This is a genomic window from Nocardia sp. NBC_01377 (assembly GCF_045040005.1).
Taxonomy (GTDB): domain Bacteria; phylum Actinomycetota; class Actinomycetes; order Mycobacteriales; family Mycobacteriaceae; genus Nocardia; species Nocardia noduli.
This window is the reverse complement of sequence record NZ_CP109566.1, coordinates 4069035-4092965: the sequence shown is the minus strand read 5'-3', so window position 1 is coordinate 4092965 and position 23931 is coordinate 4069035. Positions and strand designations below refer to the sequence as shown.

The 23931-nt window shown below is 69.0% G+C and carries 23 protein-coding genes and 1 pseudogene; 17 read left to right on the top strand and 7 right to left on the bottom strand.

Annotation, left to right across the window (positions count from 1 at the left end; genetic code table 11):
* Positions 1 to 24: 24 nt before the first annotated feature.
* Positions 25 to 576 carry a hypothetical protein gene (locus OG225_RS18910; protein WP_405182881.1) on the bottom strand — a complete coding sequence of 184 codons (552 nt, stop codon included), beginning with the start codon at positions 574 to 576 and terminating at the stop codon, positions 25 to 27.
* Between the two features lie 215 nt (positions 577 to 791).
* Here OG225_RS18910 and OG225_RS18905 point away from each other — a divergent pair, with 215 nt between their 5' ends.
* Both OG225_RS18905 and OG225_RS18900 read left to right on the top strand, forming a co-directional pair.
* Entirely contained in the window at positions 792 to 1193 is a 402-nt protein-coding gene (locus OG225_RS18905; RefSeq protein ID WP_405182880.1) for a hypothetical protein, read from the top strand.
* Positions 1194 to 1241: 48 nt separating this feature from the next.
* Entirely contained in the window at positions 1242 to 2939 is a 1698-nt protein-coding gene (locus OG225_RS18900; protein ID WP_405182879.1) for a SulP family inorganic anion transporter, read from the top strand.
* Positions 2940 to 2961: 22 nt separating this feature from the next.
* On the opposite strand, the gene OG225_RS18895 is transcribed toward OG225_RS18900, so the two are convergent.
* Positions 2962 to 3294, bottom strand: coding sequence for an Lsr2 family protein (locus OG225_RS18895; protein WP_216908752.1), 333 nt, complete (start codon positions 3292 to 3294; stop codon positions 2962 to 2964).
* Between the two features lie 175 nt (positions 3295 to 3469).
* Here OG225_RS18895 and OG225_RS18890 point away from each other — a divergent pair.
* A pseudogene (locus OG225_RS18890) lies at positions 3470 to 4137 on the top strand (isochorismatase family protein).
* Positions 4138 to 4155: 18 nt separating this feature from the next.
* Here OG225_RS18890 and OG225_RS18885 read toward each other — a convergent pair.
* Entirely contained in the window at positions 4156 to 4875 is a 720-nt protein-coding gene (locus OG225_RS18885; RefSeq protein ID WP_405182878.1) for a hypothetical protein, read from the bottom strand.
* A gap of 27 nt (positions 4876 to 4902) precedes the next feature.
* Here OG225_RS18885 and OG225_RS18880 point away from each other — a divergent pair, with 27 nt between their 5' ends.
* From OG225_RS18880 to OG225_RS18870, 3 genes are all read left to right on the top strand, one after another.
* On the top strand, positions 4903 to 8130 hold the full coding sequence (locus OG225_RS18880; protein WP_405182877.1) for a BTAD domain-containing putative transcriptional regulator: 3228 nt from the start codon (positions 4903 to 4905) through the stop codon (positions 8128 to 8130).
* A 155-nt stretch (positions 8131 to 8285) separates the two neighbouring features.
* The gene (locus OG225_RS18875) at positions 8286 to 9305 is read left to right on the top strand and encodes an ABC transporter substrate-binding protein (RefSeq protein ID WP_405182876.1); all 1020 of its coding nucleotides are present in this window, start codon (positions 8286 to 8288) and stop codon (positions 9303 to 9305) included.
* Between the two features lie 196 nt (positions 9306 to 9501).
* The gene (locus OG225_RS18870) at positions 9502 to 9915 is read left to right on the top strand and encodes a hypothetical protein (RefSeq protein WP_405182875.1); all 414 of its coding nucleotides are present in this window, start codon (positions 9502 to 9504) and stop codon (positions 9913 to 9915) included.
* A 100-nt stretch (positions 9916 to 10015) separates the two neighbouring features.
* Here OG225_RS18870 and OG225_RS18865 read toward each other — a convergent pair whose 3' ends face one another.
* A complete protein-coding gene (locus OG225_RS18865) occupies positions 10016 to 10600 on the bottom strand; it encodes a TetR-like C-terminal domain-containing protein (RefSeq protein WP_405182874.1) in 585 nt (194 codons plus the stop codon).
* 85 nt (positions 10601 to 10685) lie between these two features.
* Here OG225_RS18865 and OG225_RS18860 point away from each other — a divergent pair, with 85 nt between their 5' ends.
* The 6 genes from OG225_RS18860 to OG225_RS18835 all read left to right on the top strand — a co-directional run bounded on the left by OG225_RS18860 (position 10686) and on the right by OG225_RS18835 (position 14720).
* Complete coding sequence (locus OG225_RS18860) at positions 10686 to 11192, top strand: DUF4437 domain-containing protein (protein ID WP_405182873.1); 507 nt, start codon at positions 10686 to 10688, stop codon at positions 11190 to 11192.
* A 128-nt stretch (positions 11193 to 11320) separates the two neighbouring features.
* On the top strand, positions 11321 to 11578 hold the full coding sequence (locus OG225_RS18855) for a hypothetical protein (protein WP_405182872.1): 258 nt from the start codon (positions 11321 to 11323) through the stop codon (positions 11576 to 11578).
* A gap of 242 nt (positions 11579 to 11820) precedes the next feature.
* Complete coding sequence (locus OG225_RS18850) at positions 11821 to 12435, top strand: hypothetical protein (protein ID WP_405182871.1); 615 nt, start codon at positions 11821 to 11823, stop codon at positions 12433 to 12435.
* A gap of 161 nt (positions 12436 to 12596) precedes the next feature.
* A complete protein-coding gene (locus tag OG225_RS18845) occupies positions 12597 to 12863 on the top strand; it encodes an MFS transporter (protein WP_405182870.1) in 267 nt (88 codons plus the stop codon).
* The gene (locus OG225_RS18840; protein ID WP_405182869.1) at positions 12857 to 14077 is read left to right on the top strand and encodes an MFS transporter; all 1221 of its coding nucleotides are present in this window, start codon (positions 12857 to 12859) and stop codon (positions 14075 to 14077) included. Before OG225_RS18845 ends, OG225_RS18840 begins: the two co-directional genes overlap by 7 nt.
* Before the next feature lie 28 nt (positions 14078 to 14105).
* Positions 14106 to 14720 (top strand): YfbM family protein, encoded by a 615-nt coding sequence (locus OG225_RS18835; RefSeq protein WP_405182868.1) that lies wholly within the window; start codon positions 14106 to 14108, stop codon positions 14718 to 14720.
* Here the strand turns inward: OG225_RS18835 and OG225_RS18830 are convergent.
* Positions 14662 to 15717, bottom strand: a complete 1056-nt coding sequence (locus OG225_RS18830; protein ID WP_405182867.1) for a helix-turn-helix transcriptional regulator — start codon at positions 15715 to 15717, stop codon at positions 14662 to 14664. The two genes, OG225_RS18835 and OG225_RS18830, sit on opposite strands and share 59 nt — an antisense overlap.
* Before the next feature lie 129 nt (positions 15718 to 15846).
* On the opposite strand from OG225_RS18830, the gene OG225_RS18825 reads away from it, so the two are divergent.
* Positions 15847 to 16272, top strand: coding sequence for a VOC family protein (locus OG225_RS18825; protein WP_405182866.1), 426 nt, complete (start codon positions 15847 to 15849; stop codon positions 16270 to 16272).
* A gap of 12 nt (positions 16273 to 16284) precedes the next feature.
* Here the strand turns inward: OG225_RS18825 and OG225_RS18820 are convergent, their stop codons facing one another.
* Positions 16285 to 17277: a fatty acid desaturase gene (locus tag OG225_RS18820; RefSeq protein WP_405182865.1), complete on the bottom strand. Its 993-nt coding sequence runs from the start codon at positions 17275 to 17277 to the stop codon at positions 16285 to 16287.
* 309 nt (positions 17278 to 17586) lie between these two features.
* Here OG225_RS18820 and OG225_RS18815 point away from each other — a divergent pair, with 309 nt between their 5' ends.
* From OG225_RS18815 to OG225_RS18800, 4 genes are all read left to right on the top strand, one after another.
* Positions 17587 to 18372: a class I SAM-dependent methyltransferase gene (locus tag OG225_RS18815; RefSeq protein ID WP_405182864.1), complete on the top strand. Its 786-nt coding sequence runs from the start codon at positions 17587 to 17589 to the stop codon at positions 18370 to 18372.
* Positions 18373 to 18570: 198 nt separating this feature from the next.
* Positions 18571 to 20217 carry a DUF4331 domain-containing protein gene (locus OG225_RS18810; protein ID WP_405182863.1) on the top strand — a complete coding sequence of 549 codons (1647 nt, stop codon included), beginning with the start codon at positions 18571 to 18573 and terminating at the stop codon, positions 20215 to 20217.
* Between the two features lie 73 nt (positions 20218 to 20290).
* Positions 20291 to 21610: a tetratricopeptide repeat protein gene (locus OG225_RS18805; RefSeq protein WP_405182862.1), complete on the top strand. Its 1320-nt coding sequence runs from the start codon at positions 20291 to 20293 to the stop codon at positions 21608 to 21610.
* A 69-nt stretch (positions 21611 to 21679) separates the two neighbouring features.
* Positions 21680 to 23278 carry an HD domain-containing phosphohydrolase gene (locus OG225_RS18800; RefSeq protein WP_405182861.1) on the top strand — a complete coding sequence of 533 codons (1599 nt, stop codon included), beginning with the start codon at positions 21680 to 21682 and terminating at the stop codon, positions 23276 to 23278.
* Between the two features lie 82 nt (positions 23279 to 23360).
* Here the strand turns inward: OG225_RS18800 and OG225_RS18795 are convergent, their stop codons facing one another.
* On the bottom strand, positions 23361 to 23927 hold the full coding sequence (locus OG225_RS18795; protein WP_405182860.1) for a neocarzinostatin apoprotein domain-containing protein: 567 nt from the start codon (positions 23925 to 23927) through the stop codon (positions 23361 to 23363).
* Positions 23928 to 23931: the final 4 nt, after the last annotated feature.

Sequence of the window (23931 nt, the reverse complement as noted above, 5' to 3'; positions counted from 1 at the left end):
GGACGGTGGAATTCGAGGAGCGGTTCACATATCGGCCGGATGCCACACGGCCATGGCCCAGATGGCGGCCACCTTCACCGTGATCACCACGGCCGCCCAGCCTGGATAGTGCGGCAGCCAGGCGAAATCGGCGACGATCGATGCCATCGCGCAGATCACCGCGCCGATCCGCGCCCAGGTCCGCCCGACGACCGAGCCCACACCGCAGAGGATCAGCGCGGCGCCGAGACCGAGGTGGATCCATCCCATCGCGCCGGCGCCGAGCCGGTCGACGGCGGCGATATCGGCGAGCACCACGTGGTCGCCCGCGAAGCAGGGCACGCCGAGCAGGATCGACATCGTGCCCGCCGCGATCAGGAACACCGCCCAGGCGATGGCCGCGACCGAGGCCGCCGCCTGCCGCGAGGACAGTCCGGCCTCCTCGACGTAGGTCACCGGCGGCACCAAGGCCACGGACGGGCGCGGTGTGCTCGGCATGGCGTGGTGGCCGCGGTAAATTCGCTGTCGCGGAGGCGAATTCATCCCCGAATAGCGCACCGGGCTCATACATCCCGGGCACAGTTTCTCGTTGACCATTACGGCATCGTCGGGCTTCCTCGCGCGTGGCGCCTCATCCGATTCGGGTGAGCGCCGCCGCCCCGGATCACGGTTGTCGCACGTGCGCGCGGCGGTCACCACGACCGTGATCCCGGGGCGGCGGCGGCACGATCGATCACCCCGAGCGGGTGAGGTGCCGCCGGGTGCGGTGCGGGCATAGTCGCCGTCGAACCCGTGCTCGGAAGGAGTCGGAGATGACCGCACCTGACAACCGCCCCGTACGGCAGGGCCTCGCCGCCGGTACCTCCATCGGCGCCGCGATCTTGCTGATGGTGCTCGGCATCGTGTCACTGCTGCAAGGTATTTCGGCCGTCGCCGAGGACGAGGTGTTCGTCACGGGCATCGACTACATCTACGAATTCGACCTCACCACGTGGGGATGGATCCATATCGTGCTCGGCGCGCTCATCATCGTCTGCGCGCTGGCGCTGGTCACGGGCACCGCCTGGGGACGCGGCGCGGCGATCGGATTCGCGTCGCTGTCGATCCTGGCCAACTTCCTGTGGCTGCCGTACTACCCGCTGTGGTCGGTGCTGCTCATCGTGCTCGACGTCGTCGTCATCTGGGCCGTGGTCACCTGGCGTCCCCGGCACTGAGGTGACGTGCGGGTTCGGTGACGGAACCAGCGAACGGGCGGTGTGAGGATGGCACGCTGGACGGTGTTCGAATCGCTCGCCGGATATCGCAGGCAGTGGCTGCGCCCCGATATTCTCGCGGGCCTGACGGTATGGGCCGTCCTCGTTCCCGAAGGTCTCGCCTACGCCTCGATCGCCGGGGTGCCGCCGGTCGTCGGTCTCTACGCCGCGATCCCGTCGCTGGTGCTCTACGCGCTCGCGGGCAGTTCACGACACCTCGTAGTCGGTCCGATGTCGGCGACCGCCGCGCTGTCGGCCGCCATCATCACCCCGATCGCCGGGGCCGACGGCGGCCGCTACATCGCCCTTTCGGCCGGACTGGCCATCGCCACCGGTCTGCTCGGTCTGGCGGCAGGCGCGATCCGATTGGGTTTCGTCGCCGCCTTCATCTCCGAACCGGTCCTCGAGGGTTTCATCGTCGGACTGGCGCTGACCATCATCATCGGCCAGGTGCCGAAACTGCTCGGCATCGACAAGACCGCCGGTGATTTCTTCGACCAGCTGTGGGGGGTGCTGACGGGGCTCGGCGACCTGCACTGGCAGACCGCCCTCGTCGGATTCCTGAGTCTCGCCGTGGTCGTCGGCCTGAAACGGTGGCTGCCGCTGATACCGGGATCGCTGCTCGCGGTGCTGCTCGGCATCGCGGCGGTGTCGGTTCTCGGTCTGGACGATCGAGGCGTCGACATCGTCGGCCACATCGATGCCGGGCTGCCCTCGGTCGGATTGCCCGACGGTGTGGCTTTCGCCGACTACCTCGATCTGCTCGGACCGGCGGCGGGGGTGCTGCTGATCGGTTTCGCCGAGGGCCTGGGAGCCGCGAAAACCTATGCGGCCAAACAGGGTTACCAGGTCGACCCCAACCGGGAACTCGTCGGGCTCGGCGCGGCGAATCTCGGCGCGGGACTCGCCTCGGGCATGGTCGTCAACGGCAGCCTGTCCAAAACCGCGGTCAATGGTTCCGCCGGTGCCAAGACACAGGTCAGCGGCCTGGTGGTGGCCGGACTCACGGTATTGACCCTGCTGTTCCTCACCGGCCTTTTCGAGAAACTGCCCGAGGCGACACTGGCCGGTGTGGTGATCGCCGCGGTGATCGAGCTGGTCGATTTCCCCGCGCTGCGACGGCTGTACCGGGTGTGGACGGTGCGACTCGGCGGGATCTACGGCAAGGCGGCCCGAACCGATTTCACCGCCGCGGCGGCGGCCATGATCGGCGTCCTCGTATTCGACACGCTGCCCGGTCTGTTGATCGGCATCGGGATCTCGATCCTGTTGCTCGTCTACCGCAGTTCCCGGCCGCATATCGTGCCCGTGGTCCGCAGCGGCACCCTGTGGCTGGACGCCGACCGCCATCCCGACCTGCCACGGCGCCCGGACCTGCTGGTGGTGCGGGTGGAGTCGGGTCTGTACTTCGCCAACGCCGACTACGTCCGCGACCGCGTCGAACAGCTGTGCACCGACCGGACACGATTGGTCGTGCTCGATGCCGAGACTTCGCCGACCATCGACGTGACCGCCGCGATGATGCTCTCCGACCTTCGCGACAGTCTCGGTCGCCGCAGGATCGACTTCCGCATCGCCCGCTACATCGGCCAGTTCGGCGACGAGCTGGGGACCGCGATCCCGCACGAAATGGCGATCACGGTCTTCGCGACCGTCACCGACGCCGTCGCCGACCTACCGGAATCCCCGGCCTCCTCCGACGGCTGAGCCGCCCGCGACGACGACCCGGTTACGCGTTCGACTTCTGATAGGCCTCGACGACCTCCGCCGAGATCCGGCCACGGCTCGAGACCTCCATGCCGTTGCTTCGCGCCCACTCGCGAATGGTCTGGGCCTGCTCGCGATCGGTGGCCTGCCCGGAGCCGCTCTCGCCGCGCGGCACCCGGCCAGCCTTGCGGGCGTGGGGCGTCCACTGTTCGAAGATGCCGCGTAGTCGCGCGCCGTTGAGTACCGACAGGTCCATCTCGTAGTCCACGCCGTCCACGGCGAAACGCACGGTCTCCTGAGCCTCGGATTTGCCGTCGTAATCATCGACCAGCTCAACGGTGACCTTGCGCGCCATTCCATATTCCTTCGACGATCGACCCGAACGATGAGACGTCATCGTAGCCCGAATGCCGACTTCGCTCCTGCGGAGCGTCCGTTACCCGATCGGTTCCGGGGGGAAACATGCCGTGCATACCTTCGAGGTCATCGCCCATCCGATTCATCGCCCCACCGAGAGGGAGTGATCCGCCATGCCGGTTCCCGACGACCTCGCCGCCGACTACGCCACCGCCGGATTCGGCGGCGAACTCACCCCGGGCACGAGGCCCGCGTTGATTCTCGTCGACCCGGCCCGCGCGTACGTCGATCCCGGCTGCTCGCTCTACGCCGGGGTCGACGAGCCGGTCCGTGCGATGCGCGCACTGCTCGCCGCCGCGCGCAGGGCCGGAATCCCGGTCGTGATCACCGAGGTCAGGCTGCGCGCCGACGGCGCCGACGCGGGCCATTTCTTCCGCAAGTCCGGTGGTCTCGTCGCGTTCTGCGAGGGCAGTCCGTTCGCCGATTTCATCGAGGGACTCGCCCCGAACGCGGACGAATTCCGGGTGAACAAGAGCTATCCGAGCGCGTTCTTCGGCACCACCCTGCACTCCTATCTCACCGCCAAGCGCGTCGACACGGCGCTGATCGCGGGGCTGTCCACCAGCGGATGCGTCCGCGCGACCGCGTTGGACGCGTTGCAGCACGGATTCGTGCCCATCGTGGTCGAAGACGCGGTCGGTGATCGGGACCGTCGCGTGCACGAGGCAATCTGTTCGATATCGCGCACAAGATCGGCGAGGTGTGGGCATTGGATCGCACGGTGGACTATCTCGGCGGTCTCGGCTCGCGAGCCGACGCCGTTCTCACCGGCACGGGATGAGAACGGCTGTCACGGCTGTCACGGACGCGCGGCCCACCGGCGCAAGCCGCGCGGTCTGCGCATCATCAGGACACCGAGTGCGGCCACGGCGATACCGCGCGGCGCTTCGTAGATGAACCCGGACAGTCCGGCCGTCGCGGGAATCGGCAGGAAGAAGCCGACCATGCCGAGCAGGGTCAGCACCGCGATCCAGCGCGGCACCGCGCGATTGCGCAACAGGCTCGCGCCGAGCAGACCCATTCCGGCCAGCATCACCAGTCCGCCGACGGTGTTGAACAGCATGAACGCGGTCGAGTCGATCATGTTGTCGTTGTCGGCGATCAGATGCGCGGTGTCCGGATCGGACGCGAACGGGTAGGCGACGAACAATTCGACGGTCAGGTGTCCGGTGGCGGTGACGATATTGCCGACCAGATAGGTGAGCGTGCCGAGAAAACCGGCCGGGCCGAGTCGAGGCCGCAGCCACGCGTACATACCGGGCAGGCCGAGCACGAGCAGCACGGTGCCGAGGCCGAGCAGGGTCTGCGCGATCGGTGTTCCCGGACTGGTCAATGCCTCGACGGAATGCCCTTTACCCGCGACGATCGGATGCAGGGTGCCACCCGCGACGCACAGTGCGCCGCCGATGGTCAACGCGGCGCCGCACATTCGCAGTACAGTTTCGCCGGACGGGCTGCCCGTGCACGCCCGGTCGTCGGTGGTGGTCGGTGTCGGCAGGAGTTCGTTCGTGGTTGTCATGAGCCGAGGATCGGCGAGGGCGCTGGTGTGACGCTGGTGCGTGCCTTGTCCGGCGACGTCGCGCGGGTCCGGCCCGCGATCGCGGTGCTCGGGCCGCTGGAGGTGAGCGGCCCCGACGGTGTCCGGATCGCGGTTCCCGCGCGAAAACACGCGGAACTGCTCGTCATCCTCGCCGCCGAGCGCACCACGCGCAGTGCCGGGTATCTGTGCGAACTGCTGTGGCGCGGAAATCCGCCCGACAGCGCGCTGGTCACGTTGCAGGGCTATGTCTCGCGGTTGCGCAGGGCGTTGAAACCGCTGCCCGACTTGCGCATCGACACCGACACCAACGGCTACGTGCTGCGATGCGACGGATCGGGTACCGACCTCGACCTGCTCGACGTGTGGTCGCGCGACGCGCGGGCCGCCGTCGCGGACGGCGATATCGGGCGCGCGGTCGAACTGCTCGACCAGGCACTCGGCCTGTGGCGCGGTGACGCCCTGTCCGATGTCGACGATGTCGCGGAACTGGCGCCCGAACGCGCCCGCCTCGACGAGTTGCGGTCCGAACTCGTCGAACTGTGCGCGGAAGCCCTGATCGTGCTCGGCCGCGCCAGGCACGCGGTGACATTGCTCGCCGACGAACGCGAGCGGCATCCGTTCCGGGAAGGCACGGCCCGGCTGCTCGCGCTCGCGCTGCGCGACTGCGGCCGGATCTCGGAAGCGCTCGATGTGATGGTCCGGCTGCGCCGTTCGCTGCGCGCGGAGTTCGGACTCGACCCCTGCGCCGACACCGTCCGGGTGGAGACCGAGATCCGCACGGTCTCGGCCGCGCCGACGGTCGACGCGGTCACGGCGCTGTACGGCCGCGGCGATATCGCGGCGGTTCTCGATCGGGCGTGGCGGCGGTCTCGGCGGGGACTGACCGTGGTGACGGTGCGCGGCGCTCCGGGGATCGGCAAGACCGCCGTGGTCGAGGACGCGGTGCGCCGCCACGGCGGCGCGGCCTACTTCACCGCCGCCGTCGGCGGTTTCGGCGCCCAGCCGCTGGCGACCCTGACACCGTGGCTGGACCAGGCGGCACTGTCGGGCCGTGTGGTCCCCGATATCCCGACCCCGCGCGCGCTCGCGGCCCTGTTCGCCGATATCACCCGCGAGACCGGCCGGATGGTCGCGGTCATCGATGACGTGCAGTGGGCCGATCCGGATTCGGTGCGAATGATCGCCGCCGCCGTGCGGGTGCTGCGCGCGCACCCGATCCTGCTGCTGCTCACGGTCCGCGGCGAAGCGCTGCCCGCCGAAACGGCCACCGCGGTGCAGTCTCTGCGCGCCGCGGGCACGCACGTCACCGTCGACCTCGCGCCGCTGTCCGACGCGGCCGTCGCCGAGTTCGTCCGCGCCGAACTCGGCGATGTCGGTGCCACCGCGCACCCCGACATCGTGCGCACGAGTCTGGGCAGTCCGTTCATCGCGGCGCAACTGTGCGATCTCGTGCGCGCCGGTCGCCCCGTTCACGGAACCGGCGCGGTCACCGCGATCACCGAGGCGAAACTGGGCGCCGTCACCGAAGCCGTGCGCGAACTCGCCGAACTGCTGGCCGTTCTGGGCGTTCGCGCCTCCCTCGGGCTCGCCGCGGCCGCCGACGGCACACCGCGTTTCGATGAGGGGGTGGCCGAACTCGTTGCCGCGCAGATCGTCTCGGTGACAGACCATACGATAGGCTTCGGGCACGAACTGGTGCGCGACGTCGTCGTCTCCGGGCTCGGCGCCGTCAGGAAGGCGTCGCTGCATCGGCGGATCGCGGACACACTGGCGGTCTCGCGCCCCGACGACACCGCGTCCGCCGCGCTGCACCGCAGTGCCGCCGCCCTCGATTCGATCGACCGCGCCGCCGCGCTGGCATGTGCCACGGCGGCACGGGACGCGCTGCGCCGCGACGCGGTCAGCGACTGCGCCGATTTCGCGGCGCGCGGCATCCGGCACGCCGAGCCGGGCGACGCCGAACTCCTCGTCGAACTCGACTGCCTCGCCGGACAGGCGCACCACCGGCTCGGCCACTACGACTCCGCCGCCGAATCCTTCGATCGCGCGGGCAGACGTTGCGCCGAACGCGACGACCGCACCGCGCTGGCACGCACCGCGCTGCTCGCCGCACCGCGCGGGGTCGCCGGCTACTTCTCCGGATACGGTGTGGTACAGACGGGTTCGTCGGCACTGCGGGCGCGAGCGCTGGCCCATCGGCAGGATCTGGACGCCGATCTCGTCGCCGAGGTGGAGGCGATCGAAGCGGCGGACCGCGCGATCCACGGCGCCGCGGGCGATCTCGAGGTGCTGGCCGACGCGCGTTCGCGCAGCGCCCCGGGACGCAGGTCGTGGCGGCAGGTGCGCCTGGCCGAATTCATCTGCACCTGGGAGCCGACCACGGTCGCCGAGCGTCGGGTGATCGCCGAGGAATTGGAGGAACTCGCCGGCCACGATCGCGAAGCGCTGGCGACGGCGATCCATCTGCGCCGCGTCTGCGCGCTCGAGTCGGGGGATATGCGGCTGGTCCGGCGGCTCTCGGCCGAATTCACCCGGCTCGCCGCCGACGGCGGTACCGATCTCGCGGCGACCCAGCTGTGGTGGCAGGTGATGCTCGCCGTGCTGCGTGGCGACTACGAGCAGTCGCGCACGCTGATGACGACCTTCGCTGACGGACTCGGCGCCGTCGACGGTCCGGCCCGGCTGCTCGCCGAGGCCTCGCTGCTGACCAGTAGTTCGATCGAACTGTGGCATCGGGGCCGCCTGCGCGAGGCGCTGGCCGACGCCGATCGCATGGCCGAGGATTTCGACGAGGATTTCGCGATCGTCGTCGCGATGGCCGCCGCCGAGATCGGCGATCACGAACGCGCCATGCGGTTGATCGAGCAGGTCGTCGCCCTGCCGGGGCGGTTGCACGGGCCGCGACTGGTCGTCCGGGTGCCGTTGCTGCTGGAGGCGCTGCTCGTGGTCGGTCGGCACGCCCCGGACCGTCGTGACCGCGTGGTCGAATTCGCCGCCGTCCTGGCGCCGCTGACCGCGGGATGGGGCGAGACGTTGATCGTGCAGTGGCCCGGCCTGGTCTGCCTCGGACCGTCGGGTCTCTACCGCGGCACCGCCCGCGGCATGCTCGGCCGCGCGGGTGCGCGCGCGGAAGTGGTCGCCGCGATGCACCGCGCGCGGGCGCTCGGCGCGCGGCCCTACGAATCGCGGGCGCGAGATCGGTTGACGCGCTGGCCCTTCGCCGACACCGAATAACCGAACCCGGATCGTCACAGCGACGAACCCCGTGCGGTGAGGTCGCGGGTGGTTCGAATCGGACCGATGACAACCCTGTACCTGGAAGAACGTGTGCCCCAGGCTCTCGGTACCGCGACGCGAACGCGCGCCGCCGAAGTCCGAGGAGAGTTCGAGTGAGAGCGCACAGCAGGTTCCTGATACCCGCGGTCGTCACCGCCGTCGCGGCGATGCTGCTGACCGCGTGCGGCGGCGGGAGTGAGGTCCGCGAGTCCGGCGGTGTGCCGGTGCTGCGGTATCAAGGCTGGGCCTCGCAGGTCGTCATTCCCGAACTGGCCGAGGATCTCGGTTACTTCGAGAACAAGGTGAAGCTCGAATGGCAGGGCAACACCATCAGCGGACCGCAGGACATCCAGTCGGCGGCGACCGGTCAGGTCGATTTCGGTGGCGCGTTCGGTGGCGCGGTGGCCAAACTCGGTCAGGCGGGCGCTCCGATCACCGCGGTGATCAACTACTACGGTTCCGACGAGAAGACCTTCACCGGCTTCTACGTGCCCGAGAACAGTCCGATCAAGACGCCGAAAGATCTGCTCGGCAAGAAGATCGGGGTCAACACCCTGGGCGGTCAGGCCGAGGCCGACGTCCACGACGTGCTGAAGAAGAGCGGGCTCGACGAGGAGCAGATCAAGTCGGTGCAGCTGGTGGTGCTGCCGCCGCCCAACACCGAGGACGCGGTGCGGCGCGGGCAGGTCGATGTCGCGGGTCTGTCGGGACAGTTCCAGCAGCGTGCCGTCGCGAACGGCGGACTGCGGGCCGTGTTCACCGATTACGAACTGTTCGGCGCCTTCAACGGCGGCCAGTACGTTTTCCGCGACGACTTCATCGGTAAGAGCCCGAAGAGTGTCGAGGCGTTCGTCGGTGGGGTCGCCAAGGCGATCGAATGGCTGCGGGTCACCCCGCGTGAGGAGGTCATCGCGCGGTTCACTCAGATCATCGAGAAGCGCAAGCGTGCGGGAGAGGACACGTCGTCGGTGAAGTACTGGCTGTCGGTCGGCGTTCCCGCCGTCAACGGCGTCATCGCCGACGCCGATCTCCTGCGGTGGGAGAGCTGGCTGCGCGACACCGGCGCTATCACCGGCCCGTTCGATCCGGCCAAGCTCTACACGAACAAGTTCAATCCGAATGTGAAGAAGTAGCGCGGCGGTCGGATCCGGCACCGATCTGGTGACCGGATCCGACCGTAGCGGTTCAGGATCGCTTCTTGCCCGCGGCGATCCATCGGCCGGTGGACGGCGCGGCAGCCGGTACGAGCGTCGCCGCGACGACGGCGGTGACCCGGCTCGACGGCCACCCTGCCGGGACGCCGCGAGCCCCCCGGCCGCGCGGAATTCAGTGTTCCCGCAACAGCGTCCCCGCCCCTTCGGCGAGCCGGTCGTCGAAGCCGTGCTCGCGCAGGGCGTGCCACAGCGTCGCGGCATTGATGGCGATGACCGGCTTGCCGAGTTCGGCCTCGAGCCGGTCGGCCTGCGCGACGAAGGACAGATTGGTGCCGACCTGGACGACGGCGTCGGCGTCAGCACTGTCGATCTCGGTGCGTTCGCGCAGCCTGCGTTGAACGATTCGTTGCCCGCGACACCACCCCAGAACGTCTCCGCCGACATCCCCATGACCATGCGGTCGGGTTCGGCGGTGAGCACATCGCGGACGGCGGTGTCGATGGAACCGCGGATCTGTCCGAGCAGGGCGGTGAAATCCTCGTCGTCGCCCATGACCGGATTCGGGATGTACATCGAACCGGCGCGGTAGCTGACACCGTCCAGGCCCGCGCGCCAATAGTCGTGTTCCACCACGGTATTCGTGCTCGGCACGATCACTCCGAATACCGCTCGCGTGCCTACCGCGTTGGTCATGGGCCGGTCTCCTCGAGATGTCGGACGGATGTCGGGGTCAGGGCGCGCTCGACGGCACGGTGTGCGCGTTCGCGGTCGATCGGGTGGTCGAGCAGCAGGGCGTCGACCAGCAGCGGCGACACGATCGCGGTGGCGGCTTCCTCGATATCGGCGTCGTCGAGTACGCCGTGCGCGTGGAACGCGGCGTGGAACGGCGCGAACAGGTCACCGACGTAGCGGCGGCGCAGTTCGGCGCAGGAGGGATCGGTCGCCGAGGCGGTGACCAGCGCGCGCAGGAAGGCGTCGACAGGCTTGTCGCGCAGGCGATCACACAGTCCGTCCACTTCCGCGTGCAGATCGGCGGCGAGGTCGCCGGTCGGCCGGACCGGGGGATGGGGAGCGACGGCGATGAGCGCGGCGAGGAAATCCCGCGGTGTCGGCCAGTGCCGGTAGACCGTGGTCCTCGCCACCCCGGTGACGGTGTGCAGCCGCGCCGGAGTCAGGGCGACGGCGCCCTCGGTGAGGAGCAGTTCGAGGGCGGCGGTGAGCACGATCTCCTCGGTGTCGGCGGAAGGGCCGGTGGGGCGGCCGGGTCTGGTCACGAAATTAACGATACATCTTGTATTCGAAAATGATAATTGCTACGTTCCGTATCGGAAAAGGAACGCAGTCCGCGAGGAGAACGGCATGCGACCCCATGTCGAACTGATCGACGAAAAAGATCTGATCTGGCACAACGCCGTGTTCCAGCACGCCGACGGCATCGCCGAGCAGCGCAACCTCAGCTACGACGAGGAAGACGGTTCGGCCTCGCTCGAGGTGCGATTCACCAGCGACTGGTCTCGGCCCGCCGGTGTGCATCACGCCGGGACCGAATGGTTCGTGCTGTCGGGCAGCGTCACGATCGGTGACACCGAACTCGGGCCGGAGGGTTTCTGGAACGCGCCGATCGGCGTGCTGACACCCCCGATCACCGTCACCGACGGCACCGAGATCCTGCTGTTCCGCGAAGGCGGCGACTGGCATTTCGACCTCGCCGAACAGGATCGCGAATTCGTCCGCCCCGACCAGGAACTCGTCGTCCTGCACACCTCCGAGATGCCGTGGATCGATGTCAAGGACGGCAGTCCGATGCGCTTCGATCTCCGGGGGGACGCCGGTGCCCGGCCTGTACATCAAGCTGCTGCATCGTGACGTGACGACCGGGTTCTACAGCCGTCTGATCAAGGCCAAACCCGGCTGGCGGGAAGTGCCGCTGGCCCATCACCCGTGCAGAGGAGGCATACTGCCTCTCCGGCGGATTCGACTACAACTACGGAAAGATGTGGCCCGGCGCCTATTTCTGGCGCCCGCCGCGGATCCGGCACGGAGATTTCACCGCCGACGCCGAGCGCGGGTGCGCCTGGCTGGTGCGATCCGACGCCGACCTCGTGGACTGGTACACCGACAACGCCCGCGTGGTCATGTCGGGCGATGCCACCAATTGGGGTCCGGGGTATCCGCGGAGCGTCGCGCCCAAGCTGGTCGAGCCGGTGCGTTCGCGTTCGATCGGCGCGTGGGCCGACGCCACCCGTCGGTAGTGCGGCCGGGCCGTTCGGCCCGTACATGCGGTGGCGGCAGCAGAGCGGCTGCTGCTCCCGGATAGTTTCCCAATGCGAAACATTCCGATGACATAGGGCATTGACCAACTGCTCATTTGACTGAAACGACCATGTTTCGGAAATCGAGTTTCGCAGAGAGAAACGGAGTACAAGGTGTCGCAGACCGATCTGGTGATTCGAAACGCCCGCGTGGTGCGCCCGGGCGACCCCACCACCGACGCGTGCCGATCGTACTCGAGGCGATGGCCGGGCGCTCCTTCGTCGACTACGCCCTGCACCTGGCCCCGATGACCGCCGAACACATCGACGAGATCCCTTCGCTGGTCGAGGAATTCGGCATCACCTCGTTCAAGATCTTCATGTTCTACGGCGGCCATGGCCTACACGGGCGCTCCGACGACCAGGCCGAATTCCTGATGATCGGTCCCGGCGAACGCTACGACCTCGCGCATTTCGAATTCGTCATGCGCGCACTCGCACGGGCCCGCGCCCGCTTCGGTGACCGGATCTCGCTGTCGCTGCACTGCGAGACCGCCGAGATCATGGCCGCCTACACCGAGATGGTCGAGCGCGAAGGGGTATTGACGGGGCTGCGCGCCTACAGCGCGTCGCGACCACCGCATTCGGAAGGTCTCGCGATCACGATGGCCTCCTACCTCGCCCACGAGACCGGACTCGCGGGCGGCATCTGCTCGCGGGCGAGATCGACTGGGTCGTCAGCGATCACGCGTGCTGCCCCGATATCGCGCTCGTCGATCCCGACGCGCAATGGACCGTGCGGGCGGGCGATTCCGACTCCGCCCAGGAATACACCCCCTTCGAGGGTTTCGACATGAGCGCCAGAGTGACCGATGTCTTCCTGCGCGGACATCACATCTGTCGTGCGGGCCGGGTCGTCGGCGAACCACGCGGCGCCTACCTCCGTCGTTACCGGGCCTGACCGGTGCGGGCCGTCAGCCCGGGGGCGTCCGCCACCGCTCGCCCCTGGCGGGTTTTCGTGGCGACCAGCATCGGCGTCGTCGCGGTGTTCCTCAATATCAGCGGCCTGAGCGTGGCCTTGCCGACCATCGCGCGCGAGCTGGGAGCCGATGCCACACAGGCCAATTGGATCCTGCGCAGCTATCTGCTCGTCACCACGGCGCTGATCCTGGTATTCGGCAGACTCGCCGACATCATCGGCCGCCACCGCCTGTACCTGGCGGGCCTGGCACTGTCACCCTGTCCACCGGCCTGTGCGCGCTGTCGGTCTCACCACAGATGTTGATCGCGGCGCGGATAGTGCAGGGTATGGGGGCGGCGGCCTGCGTCACCAACAACACCGCGCTGCTCACCGACACCTTCCCCGCCGCCGATCTGGGCCGAGCGCTCGGCTGGAACGTCACCATCGCGGCGACCGCGCAGGTCGCGGGTCCGGTCGTCGGCGGCGCGGCCACCGCGCTGTTCGGCTGGCGCGGACTTTTCCTGGTCTGCGCGCCGATCGGCCTGCTCGCCCTGGTGATGTCGCTGCTGTTCATTCCGCGCCCGGACCGGACTCGCAGGCGGCGTGAACGTTTCGACCTCGCGGGCGCGGCCCTGTCCACACTCGCGCTGACCGTGACCGTGCTGGCACTGACCACGACGGCGGAGGCCGACCCCCGCCTGGTGCGGGTGTGCGGTGTCGCGGCGGTGGTTCTTCTCGTCGCGTTCGTCGTCGTCCAGAGGCGACGCGAACACCCACTGATCGATATCGGGCTCTTCCGGCTGCCGACGATCGCCGTCGCCCTGACGGCCGTGATCGCCAATGCCGTCGCCACCAACGCGGTGGTTGTGCTCGTCTCGCTCTACGGGCAGGCGGGCGGATTGACACCCGTGCGGGCAGGAGTCATGGTCGCGCTCGGCACCGTGCTCGCCGCCGCGCTGACCGCCGCCTTGACCACGCGCTACAGCCCGAGAATCCTCACCGCGACCGGTATGGCCGCCAGTCTGATCGGCCTGATCGGTCTGGCGGCCACCATGACCGACGACGCGAATTCGCTCTGGGCGGTGACACCGTTCCTGTTCGTCATCGGCGCGGGCAACGGGCTGTTCATGACACCGAGCACCAACGCCCTGATGCTGGCCGCTCCCGCCGCACGCCGCGGCATCGCCAACGGCCTGCGCTCGACATCGCAGAACCTGGGCACCCTGGTCAGTTCGGCCCTCGCTCTGGCCCTCGGCACCGCGGGCCTGAGCGAATCCGCGCGCCGCGCCGCCATCGACGGAACCCTCGGCGCTATCGGGCAGGTCGACCTCGCGCATTTCGTCGCCAATCTCCGTACCGCCACCGCGGTTTTCGCCACCGTCGCCGCGCTCGGCATCGCCCTGTGCTGGTTCCTGCCCGGCGAACGTCCGAATCTCGATCCGGTGGGGACGGCGCGATCGCCGACGATTCCGTGGACCGAGTGTCCAGGGAGCGCGCGCACACTATTCGGTGATTCCGAGGACCGGGCGGCGACGTGATCGCGGTGAGTCGCGGATGTGCGGTGGTGTGCTCCGGGCGCGTCGCGTGGCGCGGGCGCGGGTCGCCGGGGAGTTGGGTCCGGTCCAGCGGTTCCCGGTGTTGGAGAACCTGTCGGTCGCGGGCGATACCGTGCGGGCGTATCGGCTCGAGCACGGAGATCGGAAGTGTCGCATGGGTATGGTCGTCTCGTTCACGGCGGTGACGGAAGCGCAACTCGCGCGACTGGTCGCGGCACCGGATTCGGCGTGGGAACTGTTGCACGAGAGCGACTCCGGTAAGCGCGGACCCAGCGGATACATCGACAAGGCTTGGGCCGGGCTGGATTACCTGTTCACGCGGGCGGGGGTGGGCGTCGACCTGTTCGTCGACGGGGAAGCGCTCGGCGAGGACGGGGAGCTCTACGCGTGGTCACCGGCGCTGGTGAGTGCCACCGCCGCGACATTGAAGTCCACACCGTTCGCCACGCTCGCCGCGCATTTCGACGCCGTCGACATGGATGAACGCGATATCTATCCGCCGATCTGGAAACGGGACGGCGACGATATCGGCCTGGGCTACCTGGGGGAGAACTACACGGAGCGGGTCAGGTTCTTCGTGTACGCCGCGAAATCCGGGTCGGGGGCCGTGATGAGTTTCGGCTGAGCGCCCGGGTCGGTGCCCGGCTTTCGGCCGCCGCGTCGGCGAAGCGGCGGGCCAGATCCGCGAACGCGGCGGTGAGTTCGGCCGGACCGACGATCTCGAAATCGGCGTCGAACCCGGCGATTTCGGCTGCCAGGCCGGGCCAGGACCACGAGCCGAGGACCACCCGGCAGCGGTGCGGGCCGAGTTCATCGACGACGGCCTCGCGGGAGAATTCCAGGACGGTGGACGCGGGCAGTTCGAGGATCACCTCGCCACGGCACGGCCAGTCACCCGCGCCGTCGGACCCCTTGAATCTGCCGGTCACGAACGCGGCGACATCCCCGCCCGGCACCTCGCGCGGGGTGAAACGCGGGCCGGTGGGAACGCGCGGCACGACCCGGTCCGCGCGGAAGATACGCCAGTCGTCGCGATCGAGATCCCACGCGAGCAGATACCAGCGACCATCCCGGGTGACGACACGATGGGGTTCCACCCGACGCGGTGGTGCCACCTCGAGGGCATCCGCGCGCGCCGCGGACGCGGGAGCGTAGTCGAAACGCAGCACTTCGCGGGCTCCGACCGCCGCGTTCAACGCCATCAGCACGGTGGCGTCGGCCACTGGGGCGGCCGGGCGATCCACGGTGGCGAAGTGGACCGCGTCGATCCGGTGGCGCAACCGCGCGGGCATGACCTGTCGCACCGTCTCCAGCGCCCGGGCCGCCGCCTCCTCGATACCGGCACCACTGACAGCCGCGGTCCCCAGGGCGACGGCGAGGGCGACGGCCTGTTCGTCGTCGAACAGCAGCGGCGGTAGTTCCGTTCCCGCCGCGAGCCGGTACCCGCCGTCCGGGCCTTTGCTCGCCACGATCGGATAGCCGAGTTCCCGCAGCCGGTCCACGTCGCGGCGCACGGTGCGCGGACTGATGTCGAGACGTTCGGCCAGCACTGCCCCCGGCCAGTCGCGGCGCATCTGGAGCAGCGAGAGCAGCGACAGCAGTCGCGCGGACGTTTTCGGCATATCTCCGATACTGCCCCGAGTAGCGGACACATTCTGGCCTCTTCTGCTGCGACCGTTGTCCCGTGTCGCCGCGACGGCGACACGAGCCGGTGACCACGCCGGGAAATATCCCTTCGACGACAGGAATCGATGATGTCCGTCACCACCACCACACACCTCAACTTCCGCGGTGATGCCAGGGCCGCGCTCGAGTTCTACCGGTCCGTTTTCGGCGGCGACCTCGCCGCCGTCACCTACGGCGACGCGGGCGCGGCCCAGGACGGGCCCGAGGCGGAACAGGTGATGTGGGGGCAAGTGCTCGCAGACAACGGCTTTCACGTCATGGCCTATGACGTTCCTGCGGCGATGCCCTACGACCAGGGCGCGAATTCGGTCTTCGTCTCGGTGCGCGGCGACACGGTCGAGGAGGTCACCGAGTACTGGAAAGGGCTGTCCGAGGAGGCGACCGTCGTCGTTCCGATCGGTCCGGCACAGTGGGCGCCCGCCTACGGAATGCTGAAGGACCGCTTCGGCGTCGTCTGGGTTCTCGACGTCGTGAGCCACCACAACGGCTGATCGACGGCACGGCTATTTCGCCGCGACGGGACCTCGGATCTGGCGTCCCGCCGCGGTGAACCAGCCGAGGTCGTAGTTCCCGCCCCCATCGCGGAAGGCGTCGGGCAGTTCGTACCAGCGCAGACCGGGATGACGATGGTGCACGCCGTGCAGATGGAAATTCAGCGCGAGGGCGTCGAGCGGTCGTGGCAACCGCAGGTTCAGCGCGTCGCGGGGCGCGTCCAGGTCGGTGCCGTAGTGGTAGGCGTTGTCGGACCAGGAGATGACCACCGCTCGTCCGCCCAACGCCGCCAACAGCATCCAGCAGTGGCTGCCGTAGGCGAGCAGCGCCGCGGCGTAGAGGATCACGATCGCGGCCGCGTCGGTGCGGAACCGGCGCAGTACCCCGGGTTGCCCGACGCGGGCGAATATCGGCCCGGCCACGGTGTCCGGTGCGTCGAGTCGGCGGCCGAGTTCGCGCACCGCCGCGGCGGGCAACAGCGCGAGCAGCAGCGCGGCGACCTCGAGCAGATAGAGTCCGCCGAACAGCCGCGGGTAGTAGCCGAGGGCGGCACGGCCCCAGGTGGTCGTCGCCGGGTCGTAGATCTCGGCGCGTTCCCGGGTCCGGCTGTACCGGTGATGTAGCAGGTGGCCCGCCTTGAGCAGGACGAACGGCGAGCCGTACAGCACCGCGAGCACTCGGCCGCAGCGGTCGTTGAGGCCGCGCTCCCCGGTCAGCGTGCCGTGTACGGCCTCGTGGATCAACGACCAGAACGGTGTGGTCAGCAGCGTCAGCGGCACCAACGTCCAACCCCAGGCGGCATCGCGCGGCAGCAGTCCCAGCGGCAGTGCGATCAGCTGGAACACCCCCAACGCGATCGCCACGGCGGTCAGCCACACACTGATCGACCGGTCCGGGCGCGCCGGGCGGCGCGGCACGGAAACTGTTCCGGCGGTACGTGTTCGCGCCATCGCGTCGGCCCCCTGGTCCGGGTCGGACTCGTCGATCCACGCATATGGTGCCACCCCCGACCCGGCTCCGCAGCCCGCCGCCGCCCCGGGCACGGCCATTTCACCTACCGGTCCGCGAACCGTCACGAACCGGACAGCGACGACCACCCGGTGTTCGCCCGGAGCCCGGAAAAGATCCGGCTTGCTCACCGCGTGTGCGTGTGGGCCGTCGCGCGGGATACCGGTGCGGACGGGCTGCCCGGGGAATCCCGCGCGGAGCGGAACTCGAGCTACAGTCAGCCTCTGCACGGTGGATGACGCGCTTGTTCCGGTACCGGAGGGGTACGCGCCGCATCGAAGAGGTAGTGAACTGAGAGGTATGCGGTGAAGGACCGGTCGGGGGATGCGGTTCGGCGGTTACGGGCACGCGGGCGGGATGTGCTCGACCGGATCGGGCCGAAATTTTCCGAACAGCGGGTGATCGCCGAGGCCGCGAAATACTGGTCGGCGCGCGCGGACAGGGCCTGGGAAGGCAACTCCCATTGGCGCGACGGCATCCCCGACCAGTGGGAACAGGTCGGGCGTGACCATTTCGCCCTGTTCGGCAAACTGGCGCGGGTGCTGGATCGGGAACCGGCGATCGGCACGATCGTGGAATGGGGATCGGGCGGCGGTGCGAACGCCGTCGCCTTCGCACCGCACGCGGATCGTTTCATCGCCGTCGACGTCGTGCAGGCCAGCCTGGACGAATGCGAGAGCCGTACCCGCGCGGTGTGCGAGACACCGTTCCTGCCGGTCCTGATCGACGTCGCCGATCCCGAGGAGGCCATCGAGCGGATCGGCCCCGGATCGTGCGACCTGTTCCTGTGCCTCTACGTGATCGAGTTGCTGCCCTCCCAGGAGTACGCGCGCCGCATACTCGACATCGCCGCGGAACTGCTCGGCCCGTCGGGGGTGATGTTCGTGCAGATCAAATACCGCGACAACGCCGACCGCGCACCGCACAAACGCAACTACGCCCGAAACCTGGCATCGCAGACCATCTTTCCGATCGACGCGTTCTGGCAGCTGGCGGTCGCGCACGGCTTCGAACCCGAAGTGGTGTCGCTGGTACCGCGCAACGAGCTGGACCACAACTACGCCTACCTGCTCCTCACGCCGTCGAAATAGGACCGCGGCCGGATAGGTCGATCGACCGATGCGACGGGACGGGACCGACGTACACCATTGGTGACACGGTCTCCATAAACGCTCACCGAGGCTCGAAGACGCAATGCGAATTGCGGACAGCCTCGCCCGCCGACACTTCCGACAGACCGTGCTCGACTGCGCGCCGCGCAGGATTGTCGCACCGATCGAAGGAATCTCATGTCTCATCAACTTCGGTACGGCGCCCGTCGTCGTACCGTCGGCGTCCTCGTGGGTGTCGCCGCCATCGCGTTCGCGACCGTCGGCGGCCCCGCGCTGCCGATCGCGGGCGCGTCCAGCCATCGCGAGGCGCCCCTGGTCGCCGCCGATCCGGCGGTGGACAACACCGATGTGTACGCGTTCGTCAGTCCTGACAAACCGGATACGGTGACGATCGTCGCCAACTGGTTCGGGCTCCAGGAGCCCAACGGCGGGCCGAATTTCTATCCCTGGGCCACCGACGCCAACTACGACATCAATATCGACAACGACGGCAACGGCAAGCCGAATCTCAGTTACCGCGTCAACTTCACCACCGACGATCGGCGCGGTGGCACCACCTTCCTCTACAACAACGGCCCGGTGACCGGTCTGGACGACGAGAATCTGCTGTTCCGGCAGAACTACACGGTGTCGGTCAGCCAGGGCGCCGACGACTGGCGTCCGATCGCGCACGGTCGAGTGGCGCCGTCCTACACCGGGCAGGCATCGATGCCCGACTACGACGCGCTGCGCAAACAGGCGACGACGACTCTGCCGGGCGGCGGAACCGCCTACGTCGGCGCCGCCGAGGACCCGTTCTTCCTCGACCTGCGGGTGTTCGACCTGCTCTACGGCGGGGACCTGTCCGAGGTCGGCACCGATACGCTGGCCGCGTCCAACGTCAACACCGTGGTGCTGCAAGTGCCGAAAAGCGATCTCGCGCTGCGCAACGACGCGACACGAAACCCGGTGATCGGCGTGTGGAGCGACACCGAACGCAAAACACTGCAACTCACCCCGGGCGCGGCCACGTCGGTCGGCGAATTCGTGCAGGTGTCGCGACTGGGCAACCCGCTCGTGAACGAGGTGGTCGTCCCGGTCGCGCTCAAGGACGCGTTCAACAGCCTGTCGCCGAGCAGGGACGCGACCATTCCCGAAGTGGTCCGCCGGGTCACCGATCCCGAACTGCCGAAATTGATCGAAGCGCTCTACAAGGTGCCCGCCCCCGCGGGCCCGCGCAACGACCTGGTGGAGATCTTCCTCACCGGAATCGCCAAGAAGGCGCCGACATTGGACGGCAGCGCACCGCCCATCCAGGCGGATCTGAATTCGCAGATCCTCAACGCCGACGTGCAGGCCTCGACGTTCCAGCCGTCGGAGATGCTGCGGTTGAACATGTCGGTGCCGGTGACGGCGAAACCGAATCGGTTGGGCGTGGTCGGCGGGGATCTCCAGGGATTCCCCAACGGTCGCCGCTTGAGCGACGACGTCGTCGATATCGCCTTGCAGGCCATGGTCGGCGCGGCCCAGACCGGCAAACCGGTCGAGGCGCTGGCCGCGGGGGACAAGGTGGACGCCAACGACACGGCGTTCTCCGGGAGCTTCCCCTATGTCGCGCTGCCGTCACCGGGTAAGACCACCGGGGGCAAGGCCGTCGGCCAGACCTCGTCGACGGCCGACACGACGAACACCTCCGTCGCGATGCCGCAGGGCGGTGACGACGACACGTCGGCCGTGCTGCTCGTCGCCGCCGGGGTCGGTGTGGGCGTCCTCGTCGCGGGCGGCGGACTGCTGCTGATCCGCCGCCGGTCGCGTCGGGCGCCGAGCCCGTCGTCGAACGGCTGATTCCGGTGCGGGCGGTGACATCGAGTCGATGTCGCCGCCCGCACCTCTCCGTACCCCTGCCACTCGAGGACTCATGATGTCCGACAATCTCTTTCGCACTTTCCGCACACCTCTGCTCGTCCTGCTGGTGCTCGCCGGGTTGATCGGCGCCGCCGTCGGTGTCACCGTCGCGTGGCCGGGCGGTCCCCCGACGGTCGAAACCGTCGCCGCCGATCCGAGTGCCCCCTTGCGCGCGGAGATCGCGCGGGCGAGACAGCAGTTGGATCGGGTGCCGGGTAATACGACCGGATGGGCGGCGCTGGGCGCCGCCTACGTCGAACTGGCGCGGATAACCGCGGATCCGGAACACTACGGCGCGGCCCAACGCGCGCTCGACCGATCGATCGAGCTGAAACCGCGGGACAATGCCGACGCGCTGATCGGGTTCGGCGCGCTCGCCAACGCCCTGCACGATTTCACCGCCGCGCGTGACTACGGCGAGCGGGCGCTCGCGCTGCGACCGAACAGCGCCGACGCCCACGGTGTCCTGATCGACGCGCTGACCCAACTCGGCGAGGCCGACGCCGCGACGGCGGCGGTGCAGCGGATGCTCGAACTACGACCGGGCGTACCCTCGTTCACCCGCGCCGCCTACGACCTGGAACTGCACGGCCGGACCGACGACGCCGCGGCGGCACTTCGTATGGCGCTCACCGCCGCGACCACCGCCGACCAGATCGCCTTCTGCCGCTACCACCTCGGCGAACTCGCGTTCGACACCGGCAACCTGGATCAGGCCGAAAGCGAGTACCGCGCAGGTCTTCTGGCGTCCCCGCACAACGTGGCGCTGCGCCGGGGAATGGCGAAGGTCACCGCGGCGCGCGGGGATCTCGACGGGGCCGTCGAGATGTACCAAGCGCTGACCGCCGCCGCGCCCCTGCCCGAATACCTGATCGAGATGGGTGAACTGCTCGAAGCGGCGCGACGTCCGGAGGAGGCGGCCGCCGTCTTCCACGAGATCTCCGAGCGGTTCCGTCGGCTCGAGGAACAGGGCGTGACCGAATATATCGACGCCGCCCACCTCGCGGCCGAACACGGCGATCCCACCGAGGCGGTGCGATTCGCGGAACTGGAGTTCGGCCGCAGGCAGAGCGTGATCACCTCGGATGTGCTCGCGTGGTCGCTGCACAAGGCGGGCCGCGACGCCGAGGCGCTCGGCTACGCGGACCGGGCGGCGGCGCTCGGGTGGCGCAGCGCGTCACTGGCCTATCACCGAGGCATGATCCTGGCGGCCCTTGGCCGGGCGGATCAGGCCGCCGCCGCGCTGACCACCGCACTGGAGATCAACCCGCATTTCTCGCCGCTGCACGCACCCCGCGCCAGGCAGGCACTGGCGACCCTGGCCGGACGCTGAGCGCGGCCGTCCAACGGGCTTGACAGCCAGCGTGATTCGGGCCGAGCCGGCCCGCGATACGGTAGGGGGGTGACTGGCGCTTCTCCCCATCTCGACACCGGTAGCGAGCATCGGGGGTCGGCTCGGTCGGGCGGTGTCCCACCCGCGTCCATCCGGGTCACCGAAGTGCTGGCCGCGCTGTCGTTGACGACCGATCTCGCCACCGGAGTCCCGTTCGAGAAGGGGCTGGCGACCTGTCTGGTGGCGACCGCGCTGGCCGAGCGGATCGGCATGGATCAGCCCGACCGGCGCGTCGTCTTCCAGGCCGCCCTGCTCGGCGCGATCGGCTGCACCAGCCGGGCCTCGGAGAACGCCGCGTCCTTCGCCGACGACATCGCCTTCCAGCGCGCCTATCACGTGCTCGACCCCGGTGACGCCCCGGTCTACGCCGCCCAGCTGGCGCAGTTCGGCTCCTGGGCGCCCGGTTTCCAGCCCGCGGTGCGCGAGCGGCTCGTGGAGATGACGCCGGAACAGGGTTCGGCGGCGGTCCGCTCGGTGTGCGAGGTCAGCCGAGCCCTCGGACCCCGGCTCGGTCTGCCCGACGCCGCGGTGCTCGCGCTGACCGAGGTCAAGGAACGCTGGGACGGTCTGGGAAAGCCCGAACACCTCGGGGGAGAGAATATTTCGCTGCCAGGCCGGATCGTGCACGTCGCCGAGCAGGCGGTGCTCGCCGCGACGGACCTTGGCAGGCGCGGCGCGGTCGACGAACTGCGGCGGCGCGCGGGCGGGCATCTCGATCCGGACCTGGTCGCCGCGTTCGCCGCGGGCGAGATCTGGGATTGCCTCGATGTGCCGGACGCGCTCGCCGCGGTCATGCGCGCCGAGCCCGGTGTCCCGGTGTACATCCGACCCGCCGAACGGCTGGAGCTGTGTTCGGCGCTCGCCGTCGTCGTCGATCTGAAAGGCCGCTGGCTGCTGGGGCATTCGGCGCACGTCGCGGGCCTCGCGCACGGCGCGGCGAAACTGTCCGGGCTGAGCGCGGCCGATATCGATACCCTCAGCGCCGCGGCCATGCTGCACGATATCGGCCGGGTCGGTGTGTCGTCGGCGATCTGGGATCGCCCGGGACCGCTCGGCGCGGGGGAGTGGGAGCGCGTCCGGCTGCACACGTACTGGACAGATCGGGTACTGCAACGCTGCCCCGGCCTGGCGGATCTGCGTGAGATCGCCTCGGGTCACCACGAATGTCTCGACGGCAGCGGATATCACCGGGGCGTACGCGGCCACGATCTGTCCAAATCCGCCCGAATCCTCGCCGCCGCCGATGTTTTCGCGGCTCTCACCGAAGCCCGGCCGTACCGCCCCGCCCATTCGCCCGACGCCGCGGCCGGGATCCTGATGTCGGCGGCGACGACGGGTCGGCTGGACACGGCGGCCTGCGCCGCGGTCGTGGAGGCCGCGGGCCTGCGGAAACCGCGCACCGAATATCCCTGCGGCCTCACCGAGCGCGAGGTGGAGGTGCTCCGGCTCGCCGCCCGCGGCCTCTCGAACCGCCTGATCGCGGCGGAACTCGTGCTGTCCGAACGCACGGTGGGCCACCATCTCGCCCACATCTACGACAAGACCGGCCGCCGTACCCGCGCGGGCGCCGCCGTCTTCGCGATGGAACACGGTCTGATGCCGGAATGATCCGCCGTCGCCGGACCTCGCGCGCCGGTAGTATGCGAACAGGATCCCCGAGGCGATACGAGCACCTCGGGGATCCTGTCGTTCACTCCGCTCGCGCGCGCCGTCGCACCGCCAGCAGAACCAGACCCGCGAGCACCGCGACCGTCACCGCGCCGACGATCACCATCGTGTAGTCCGAGTCGTCCTCGGCCGCCGCCGGTGCCGCCCGGGTGACCGGTGCGGGTTCGGGGCTACCGAAGGTCAACGGAACCGCGGCCAGAGTGGCGGTGGGATCGGTCAGGCTGGTCACGGCGATGGCGCAGGCGCCCGCCGCACTCGTGCAGTCCACGCCGCCGACATCGGCGGCCAGGGTGATGGATGTGCTGCCGCCGTTGGGCTTCCACACCCCCGCCGCGTCGGCGCTACCCATCAACGCGGTCGGCAGGTTGCAGTCGGTCGGCCCCTTGATCAGCGGTTTGCACTGTCCGACGGCCACCATCGGCAGATTCGCTGGCAGCCCTTCGAGTGTGACGGTGACCGATTGGCCGACCGCGACCCCGGTATGCGATTCGACCTGTAGCGCGGGATCGGCCGCCGCCACCGGACTCGTCGCGAGCAGGCCCGCGCCGAGCAGTACGACCGCGCCCGCGCGTAATCGCGTCGTCGTCATACCG

Excerpts from the sequence above, each read along its gene's own strand:
- OG225_RS18910 (WP_405182881.1), bottom strand. The coding sequence starts at position 576 with ATGGTCAACGAGAAACTGTGCCCGGGATGTATGAGCCCGGTGCGCTAT.
- OG225_RS18905 (WP_405182880.1), top strand. The coding sequence starts at position 792 with ATGACCGCACCTGACAACCGCCCCGTACGGCAGGGCCTCGCCGCCGGT.
- OG225_RS18900 (WP_405182879.1), top strand. The coding sequence starts at position 1,242 with ATGGCACGCTGGACGGTGTTCGAATCGCTCGCCGGATATCGCAGGCAG.
- OG225_RS18895 (WP_216908752.1), bottom strand. The coding sequence starts at position 3,294 with ATGGCGCGCAAGGTCACCGTTGAGCTGGTCGATGATTACGACGGCAAA.
- OG225_RS18885 (WP_405182878.1), bottom strand. The coding sequence starts at position 4,875 with ATGACAACCACGAACGAACTCCTGCCGACACCGACCACCACCGACGAC.
- OG225_RS18860 (WP_405182873.1), top strand. The coding sequence starts at position 10,686 with ATGCGACCCCATGTCGAACTGATCGACGAAAAAGATCTGATCTGGCAC.
- OG225_RS18855 (WP_405182872.1), top strand. The coding sequence starts at position 11,321 with ATGTGGCCCGGCGCCTATTTCTGGCGCCCGCCGCGGATCCGGCACGGA.
- OG225_RS18840 (WP_405182869.1), top strand. The coding sequence starts at position 12,857 with ATGTTGATCGCGGCGCGGATAGTGCAGGGTATGGGGGCGGCGGCCTGC.
- OG225_RS18830 (WP_405182867.1), bottom strand. The coding sequence starts at position 15,717 with ATGCCGAAAACGTCCGCGCGACTGCTGTCGCTGCTCTCGCTGCTCCAG.
- OG225_RS18825 (WP_405182866.1), top strand. The coding sequence starts at position 15,847 with ATGATGTCCGTCACCACCACCACACACCTCAACTTCCGCGGTGATGCC.
- OG225_RS18810 (WP_405182863.1), top strand. The coding sequence starts at position 18,571 with ATGTCTCATCAACTTCGGTACGGCGCCCGTCGTCGTACCGTCGGCGTC.
- OG225_RS18805 (WP_405182862.1), top strand. The coding sequence starts at position 20,291 with ATGATGTCCGACAATCTCTTTCGCACTTTCCGCACACCTCTGCTCGTC.
- OG225_RS18795 (WP_405182860.1), bottom strand. The coding sequence starts at position 23,927 with ATGACGACGACGCGATTACGCGCGGGCGCGGTCGTACTGCTCGGCGCG.